1 protein-coding gene is annotated in these 384 nt (G+C 48.7%); it reads right to left on the minus strand.

Annotation, left to right across the window (positions count from 1 at the left end):
- Positions 1-383: GTP-binding protein (locus ACTHR2_RS10555; RefSeq protein WP_196961409.1), on the minus strand; the 383-nt coding region annotated here is incomplete at its 3' end.
- Position 384: the final 1 nt, after the last annotated feature.

Raw genomic sequence — 384 nt, forward strand, 5'->3', positions numbered from 1 at the left:
ACACCTACTTGGCGAGCCAACAGAATGTGTTCACGAGTTTGTGGCATAGGACCGTCAGCTGCGGAACATACCAAGATAGCGCCGTCCATTTGGGCAGCACCGGTAATCATGTTTTTAACGTAGTCGGCGTGCCCCGGGCAGTCTACGTGTGCGTAGTGACGGGTTTCGGTTTCGTATTCTACGTGAGAGGTATTAATGGTAATACCACGAGCTTTTTCTTCAGGAGCGTTGTCGATTTGGTCGTAAGCTTTTGCAGCGCCACCGAATTTTTTAGCCAAAATAGTAGTCAAAGCAGCAGTCAGAGTGGTTTTACCATGGTCAACGTGACCGATGGTGCCAACGTTTACGTGCGGTTTGCTACGTTCAAATTTTTCCTTAGCCATG

Source organism: Neisseria sp. P0006.S004 (assembly GCF_051963015.1).
Lineage (GTDB): Bacteria > Pseudomonadota > Gammaproteobacteria > Burkholderiales > Neisseriaceae > Neisseria.